We start from the raw sequence: 7,440 nt of genomic DNA, 5'->3' as shown, positions 1-7,440 counted from the left end.
TCGCGACCGTGGCCGAGAGGCGCTCGACCGTCTCGTTGATCGCGCCCTGCAGATCGGCGAAGCGGCCGCGATAGCCGCCCTCGACCTGCCGCGTCAGGTCGCCGCCGGCCACCGCCTGCAGAACCCCGGCGAACTCCGTCGTCGCTCCGTCGACCACGCTGTTGATCTCGTTGATGCCGGCGACCAGCCGCTGCATCTGCTCGTCGGCATCGTCGATCTGGAGCCGGGCCGAGAAATCGCCGGCCGCCGCCGCCGCGACCACCTCGCCGACATCCGACACCACAGCCTCCATCGACTGCGCCCGCGCCAGCCGCGCCGCCGCCGCGGCACGCTCTTGCTCCTGCAGCAGCGCGACCTGCTCGGTGCTCTGGCGCAGCACGGACACTGCGCGGGCCATGGCGCCGATCTCGTCGGGACGGCCCGTGTGAGGGACATCGACGCTGGTATCGCCGGCGGTGAGCGTCTCCATGACCTTGCTGAGGTCGAGAATCGGGCGGGTGATCGAGCGCTGGGCGAAGACCAGCGCGAAGCCGATGGAGACCACCAGCGTCGCCAGCAGCATCAGCGGCAAGAGCCATTGGATCTGGCGGGTGAAGGCCGTCGCCTCGTCGCCGACGACGATGCCGGCCTGTTCGACGCGCTGGCTGAAGCTGATCAGCAGATCGTTCAAGGCCTTGCGATTGGCGCGATTGGCTTCGTTGTTGCCCTGGGCATTGGCGGCCTCCGCCGAAACCTGGCGTCCGAGCCGGGCGGTTTCGGTGCGGAAGGCGATGAACTCCTCGACGGATTTGGCGATCTGCGCGACCGTGCCCCGCTCTTCGACAGGAGCGATCTTCTCCAGATCGGCGACGAATTTGCGCAGCGTCGGGATGCGGTCGTCGATCCCCTTGGCGTAGGTATCGGCCTCCTGCGGCGTCTTCGACATGTAGACGCCGCGCGATTCCATCACCACGGCGGTGACGACGCCGTTGATCCGCTGCGTCAGCAGCGCGACATTGCCCTGGATTTCGGCACGCGTATTGAGGTCATCCGCCTTGTGCAGACCGTAGAGACTGATGATCGCAGAAAAAATGGCCCCGCCGACAACGATAGCGAGCATGGCGAGAATTTTCAGGCGGATTGATTTCATGATGATGGCCCCGGGGCAGCTTCCCGAACGAGGAAACCGCTTCAACAAGCCGACCATCCGTCGCCAACGATAAAAAACTGATTAAGAGATAGATGCACTGCTGACCTAGAATACTGACACGATTATCCCTGAATGCCGAAGAGTCATCCTGCTGGGAATAGGAAATTCGCACAGAGATCGGCAGGTTTACACTTGAACTATTCGACAGGCCGCGACCTTCGGGGAATCGCGGACCCTTCGGTCTCGACGCTCGCCGCCTGACCTCGTTGGCGCACGGGCTCTGCGCCCTGCCGAAAAGCGCCCCCTCTTGATAGTGTGGCTCTGCCTGAACATGTTGCGTCTTCCGCAGCCCCATCTCCGGTCACAGTTCCTCATGTCCGAATCCAGCAATGCTCCCGTCATGCACGCCACCACCATCCTGATGGTGCGCAAGGGCGGCCGCGTCGTCATCGGCGGCGATGGCCAGGTCTCGCTCGGCCAGACCATCATGAAGGGCAATGCGAAGAAAGTTCGCCGCCTCGCCAAGGGCCAGGTGATCGCCGGCTTCGCCGGCGCCACCGCCGATGCCTTCACCCTGTTCGAGCGGCTGGAGAGCAAGCTCGAGCAATATCCGACGCAATTGCTGCGCGCCTGCGTCGAGCTCGCCAAGGATTGGCGTACCGACCGCTATCTGCGCCGGCTCGAGGCGATGCTGCTCGTCGCCGACAAGGAGGTCTCGCTGCTGATCTCCGGCACGGGCGACGTGCTCGAGCCCGAGGCGAGCGAGCACGGTGCGGTGATGGCGATCGGCTCCGGCGGCAACTATGCGCTCTCGGCCGCGCGCGCCCTGATCGATATCGAGCCCGATGCCGAGACGATCGTGCGCAAGGCGATGAAGATCGCCGGCGATATCTGCGTCTACACCAACCATTCCCTCGTCATCGAGACGCTCGAAGCAGCCTGATATGCGCCGATAACGCGCATCTCGGGTCAATTCATCCGGATACAACACCGCAATGACCAGCTTTTCCCCCCGTGAGATCGTCTCGGAGCTCGACCGCTTCATCGTCGGCCAGAAGGATGCCAAGCGCGCCGTCGCGATTGCGCTGCGCAACCGCTGGCGCCGCCAGCAGCTCGAAGGGCCGCTGCGCGAGGAGGTCTCGCCGAAGAACATCCTGATGATCGGGCCGACCGGCTGCGGCAAGACCGAGATCGCCCGCCGCCTCGCCAAGCTCGCCAATGCGCCCTTCCTCAAGGTCGAGGCAACCAAGTTCACCGAGGTCGGCTATGTCGGCCGCGACGTCGAATCGATCGTGCGCGACCTGCTCGAGATCGCGATCGCGCTGGTGCGCGAGAGCCGGCGCAAGGATGTCCAGGCCAAGGCCCATGTCGCGGCGGAGGAACGCGTGCTCGACGCGCTCGTCGGGGCGACCTCCAGCCAGGCGACGCGCGATTCCTTCCGCCGCAAGCTGCGCGACAACGAGCTCGACGACAAGGAGATCGAGGTCGAGGTTGCGGCGGGCGCCGGTTCCGCCACGCCGATGTTCGAATTGCCAGGCATGCCCGGCGCCTCGATCGGCGCGATCAATCTCTCCGACATGTTCGGCAAGGCTTTCGGCCAGAAGGGCAAGCCAAGGCGCATGCTGGTCAAGGACGCCTATGGCCCGCTGCTGGCCGAGGAGAGCGACAAGCTGATCGACCAGGAGGCCATCGTCCAGGCGGCGATCCGCGAGGTCGAGAACAACGGCATCGTCTTCCTCGACGAGATCGACAAGATCTGCGCCCGCGAGGGCAAGGGCGGCGCCGATGTCTCGCGCGAGGGCGTGCAGCGCGACCTGCTGCCGCTGATCGAGGGCACGACTGTCGCGACCAAGCACGGCGCGGTGAAGAGCGACCACATCCTCTTCATCGCCTCCGGCGCCTTCCATGTCTCGCGCCCCTCCGATCTGCTGCCGGAGCTGCAAGGCCGCCTGCCGATTCGCGTCGAGCTCAACCCGCTCGACGTCGAGGACTTCAAGCGCATCCTGACCGAGACCGAGGCGAGCCTGATCAAGCAATCGGTGGCGCTGATGGCGACCGAGGAGGTCGCGATCGAGTTCACGCCGGATGCGATCGACGCCATCGCCCGCATCGCCGTCGATGTGAATTCCACGGTCGAGAACATCGGCGCCCGCCGGCTCCAGACCGTGATCGAGCGCATCCTCGACGAGATCTCCTTCACCGCCCCGGACCGCTCGGGCGAGGCGGTGACGATCGACGCGGCCTATGTCGAGGCGCGCATCGGGGATCTCGCGAAGAATGCCGATCTGAGCCGGTTCATTCTCTGATGGCGGATCCGGGGGCGCCGGCGTCGAAACCGCCCTCCCGCCTCGCCCGCGATTCGGCCGTCGTCGGCGCGGCGACCGTCGCATCGCGCCTGCTCGGCTTCGCCCGCGACGTGCTGATCGCGCGCCTGCTCGGCGGCGGACCGGTGGCGGATGCCTATCTGGCGGCGCTGCGCCTGCCCAATCTGGTCCGCCGCGTGCTCGGCGAAGGCGGGCTCAACGCACCCTTCGTGCCGCTTTATCTCGGTATCGCGCGCGAGCGCGGCCCGCAGGAGGCGCGCCGCTTCGCGTCCGAAGCCACCGGCAATCTCGCTTTCCTGCTCCTGGTTCTGGTCGCGGTGGGAGAACTCTTCGCGCCCTGGCTGGTGCTCGGTCTCGCCGGCGGCTTTGCCGAGGAGCCGGCGACGCTGGCCTTTGCCGCCCATTACACCCGGCTGATGCTGCCCTTTCTGCTGCTGACCACGTTGGCGGCGCTGCTGGCGGCGCTGCTCAACGCCGAAAAGCGTTTCACCGTCGCGGCACTGGCACCGGCGCTGATGAACGCGATTCTGCTTGGGTTGCTGCTGGTGCTGCATGTCTACGGCACGGCGCCGGAGCGCGCGGCGCAGTGGCTCGCCATCGGCGTCAGCCTCACCGGTCTGGCGCATCTGGCCATGATCCTGCTCGCGTCGCGCGGGCTTGGCTTGCCGCGCCCGGCGCTGCGCTGGTCCTCGGATATGACGCGCCTGCTGCGCACCGGCGGCGCGACCCTGCTCGCGGCCTCGGCGGCACAGCTCGTGCTGCTGGTCGCGACGCAGATCGCCTCGATCGAGCCCGGCGCCGTCGCAGCGCTCTACTATGCCGATCGCGTTTTCCAGTTGCCGCTGGGCTTCGTCGGCGTGGCGATGGGGACGGTTGTCCTCTCCGATATGGCGGATGCCGCCGGGCGGGACGGGCCGGATGCGATGCTGGGACAGTCCCTGGCGCTGGGCCTGGCGCTGGCGCTGCCCGCTGGCGCCGCGCTGGTCGCGCTGGCCGATCCGATCGTCTCGGTGCTGTTCGAGCATGGCCGCTTCGAGGCCGCCGACCGCGCGCGGACGGCCGGCGCGCTCGCTGCCTTCGGCTACGGCCTGCCCTTCGCCATCGCGGCGAAGGTCTTCGGCCAGGTCTATTTCGCCCGTCGCCGGCCGCGTCTGCCGCTGCTGTCGGGCTGCCTTGCGGTGCTGGTGGCGGCGCTCGTCGGCCTCGGACTGGCCGATGGCGACAACGCGGCCCGGATGGCGGCTTTCGCCGCGACGCTCGCCTTCGCCGTGCAGGCCGTGATGCTGGGAGCCACGCTGATCCGGGACGGCATCTGGCGGCCGAGCGCGAGCAATCTGCGGCCCATCGCCGCCAGCCTCGCCGCGAGCGCGATCATGCTGGGAGCCCTGCCGCTGCTGCTGAAGGCGCTCGCGGCGCCGCTCGCCCTCGACCAGCCCATCCTGTACCGCGCCGGGGCGCTGGTGCTGCTCTGCCTCGGCGGGGTCGTCGTCTATGGCGCGGTCGGCGGGCTGCTGGGTGCCTTCGGCGCTCTCCCCTTGCGCAAGCGGCGGGCTTGAGCCAGAAGCGCCGCTTCCTCCCTCCATCGTGACGACGGAGTGCCCCATGTCGGGTTTTCACCAGCGCGTATTCTCAGGCATGCAGCCGACCTCGACGCTGCATCTCGGCAATTATTTGGGCGCGCTGACCAACTGGGTGGCGATGCAGGAGACGCATGAGTGCATCTATTGCGTCGTCGACATGCACGCGATCACCCAGGGGCTCGACGTCTGGGGTGGCCCTAAGGTACTGACCGGCGCGATTCGCGAGGTGGCCGCCGCCTATATCGCCGCCGGCGTCGACCCGAAGAAGAGCATCATCTTCAACCAGAGCCAGGTCTCGGGCCATGCCGAGCTCGCCTGGGTGTTCAATACAGTGGCTCGCCTCGGCTGGCTCAACCGCATGACCCAGTTCAAGGAGAAGGCCGGCAAGGACCGCGAGAACGCCTCCGTCGGACTCTATGACTACCCGGTGCTGATGGCGGCCGACATCCTGCTCTACAAGGCGACGCATGTGCCCGTCGGCGAGGATCAGAAGCAGCATCTGGAGCTCACCCGCGACATCGCGCAGAAGTTCAACAACGACTTCGCCGAGCGCATCGCGGAACTGGGGCTCGGTACCGGCGATCAAGGCTATTTTCCGATGCCGGAGCCGATCATCATGGGCCCCGCCCAGCGGGTGATGAGCCTGCGCGACGGCACCAAGAAGATGTCGAAATCGGACGCTTCCGACTATTCGCGCATCAACCTGACCGATGATGCCGACGCCATCGCCCAGAAGATCCGCAAGGCGAAGACTGACCCCGAGCCGCTTCCCTCCGAGGAGAAGGGGCTGGAGGGTCGCGCGGAAGCCGAGAACCTCGTCGGCATCTATGCCGGCCTCTCGGGCGTGGCGAAGGGCGAGGTGCTGAGGGAGTTCGGCGGCAGCCAGTTCTCCGGCTTCAAGGCGGCGCTGGTCGACCTCGCGGTCGAGAAGCTCAGCCCGATCGCCGGCGAGATGCGCCGCCTGCTCGCGGATCCCAGGCATATCGACGCCATCCTCGGCGAGGGCGCCAAGCGGGCCGACGCCATCGCGGCGCCGATCCTGCGCGAGGTCAAGGACATCATCGGCTTCGTCCGGAGCTGAGCGCCGTCCGGAAAGCCCGGTTCCGGGTGAGGGGCTTGCGCCGGGCTGCCGGCGCGGGCCACCATGCCGCCTCCTGAGGCGGCGACAGGGATATCCATGGTCAAGAGACGCCGGTCCTACGAGACGGGCCATCGCCCGAAATTCCTCGCCGTGGTCGACGACACCGAGGAGTGCGCCAAGGCGCTGCGTTTCGCGGCGCGCCGCTGCGCCCGCGTCGGCGCGTCCATCGTCCTGCTCGGCGTCGCCACGCCGCCCGAGCACGAGACCTGGCTTGGTGTCGGCGAGGCGATGCAGGCGGAGGCCGAGGCCGAGGCCGAGAAGCGTCTCGATACGGCTGCAGCCGCCGTGCGCGCGCTCGCCGGCCTGGAGCCCGAGAAGGTCGTGCGCACCGGCGACAAGGCCGATGAGCTCGTCAAGCTGATCGAGGAGGATGAGGACATTTCCCTTCTCGTGCTGGCTGCCGGCACCGGCCGCGAGGGGCCCGGACCGCTCGTCAGCGCGCTCGCCGGCAAGTCCTCTGCGAGCTTCCCGATCCCCGTCGCCATCGTCCCCGGCCATCTGGAGGACGAGGAGATCGACGCGTTGGCGTGAACCGACGTCGGCATTGACCGACCGGCTGGAATGATTCCATCCATCGGCCTATATCGGAGCCAGGAACGGCGACCTTGAATCGCCGGTACCGGAGGTATCCATGTTCATCCAGACCGAAGCGACGCCGAATCCGGCGACCCTTAAATTCCTGCCCGGCCGCATCGTCATGGGCGCCGGCACGCTCGATATGCGCGAACCGGCCGAGGCCGAGCGCTCGCCGCTGGCACAGCGCCTGTTCGGCGTGTCCGGCGTGTCGGGCGTGTTCCTCGGCTCCGATTTCATCACCGTCACCAAATCGGACGGCGAGTGGCCGCATCTGAAGCCCGCGATTCTCGGCGCCATCATGGAGCATTTCATGTCGGGCGCCCCGGTGCTGTCGGAGGGCTCGGCCGCCGATGTGATCGAGGAGGGCGAGTTTTTCGCCGAAGAAGACGCGCAGACGGTCGAGACGATCAAGGACCTGCTTGAGACGCGCATCCGCCCGGCGGTGGCCGGCGATGGCGGCGACATCACCTTCCGCGGCTATCGCGACGGCACGGTCTATCTCGTCATGAAGGGCGCCTGCTCGGGCTGCCCCTCATCGACCGCGACGCTGAAGCACGGCATCCAGAACCTGCTGCACCACTTCCTGCCGGAAGTGCGCGGGGTCGAGGCGGTTTGATATCGGAGCGCAACGCGTGGTCGTGCGAAGCCTGGTCGTGAACGAAGAAGCGCGGGATCGCCTCCCCGGATCGA

Annotated in this window: 7 protein-coding genes; 6 read left to right on the top strand and 1 reads right to left on the bottom strand. The window is 67.3% G+C overall.

Annotated elements, in window-relative coordinates; translation table 11 throughout:
- Positions 1–1,129 (bottom strand): HAMP domain-containing protein (locus IED13_RS07485; protein ID WP_191123804.1); only part of this gene is annotated, 1,129 nt, incomplete at its 3' end.
- A 373-nt stretch (positions 1,130–1,502) separates the two neighbouring features.
- Here IED13_RS07485 and hslV point away from each other — a divergent pair.
- From hslV to IED13_RS07455, 6 genes are all read left to right on the top strand, one after another.
- Positions 1,503–2,072: an ATP-dependent protease subunit HslV gene (gene hslV, locus IED13_RS07480; protein WP_282568291.1), complete on the top strand. Its 570-nt coding sequence runs from the start codon at positions 1,503–1,505 to the stop codon at positions 2,070–2,072.
- A gap of 52 nt (positions 2,073–2,124) precedes the next feature.
- A complete protein-coding gene (gene hslU / locus IED13_RS07475) occupies positions 2,125–3,435 on the top strand; it encodes an ATP-dependent protease ATPase subunit HslU (RefSeq protein ID WP_142023428.1) in 1,311 nt (436 codons plus the stop codon).
- Positions 3,435–5,009 (top strand): murein biosynthesis integral membrane protein MurJ, encoded by a 1,575-nt coding sequence (murJ, locus tag IED13_RS07470; protein WP_191123803.1) that lies wholly within the window; start codon positions 3,435–3,437, stop codon positions 5,007–5,009. The genes hslU and murJ overlap by 1 nt, the downstream gene beginning before the upstream one ends.
- Positions 5,010–5,055: 46 nt before the next feature.
- Positions 5,056–6,114, top strand: coding sequence for a tryptophan--tRNA ligase (gene trpS, locus IED13_RS07465; protein WP_191123802.1), 1,059 nt, complete (start codon positions 5,056–5,058; stop codon positions 6,112–6,114).
- Positions 6,115–6,210: 96 nt separating this feature from the next.
- On the top strand, positions 6,211–6,705 hold the full coding sequence (locus IED13_RS07460; protein WP_038365098.1) for a universal stress protein: 495 nt from the start codon (positions 6,211–6,213) through the stop codon (positions 6,703–6,705).
- A gap of 100 nt (positions 6,706–6,805) precedes the next feature.
- Positions 6,806–7,366 (top strand): NifU family protein, encoded by a 561-nt coding sequence (locus tag IED13_RS07455; protein WP_038365097.1) that lies wholly within the window; start codon positions 6,806–6,808, stop codon positions 7,364–7,366.
- The last annotated feature ends 74 nt before the right edge of the window (positions 7,367–7,440 follow it).

Origin of the sequence: Allobosea spartocytisi (assembly GCF_014764685.1) — a bacterium.
GTDB classification, from domain to species: Bacteria; Pseudomonadota; Alphaproteobacteria; order Rhizobiales; family Beijerinckiaceae; genus Allobosea; species Allobosea spartocytisi.
The sequence above is the reverse complement of the archived record's forward strand: the minus strand, read 5'-3'. Positions and strand labels throughout refer to the sequence as shown.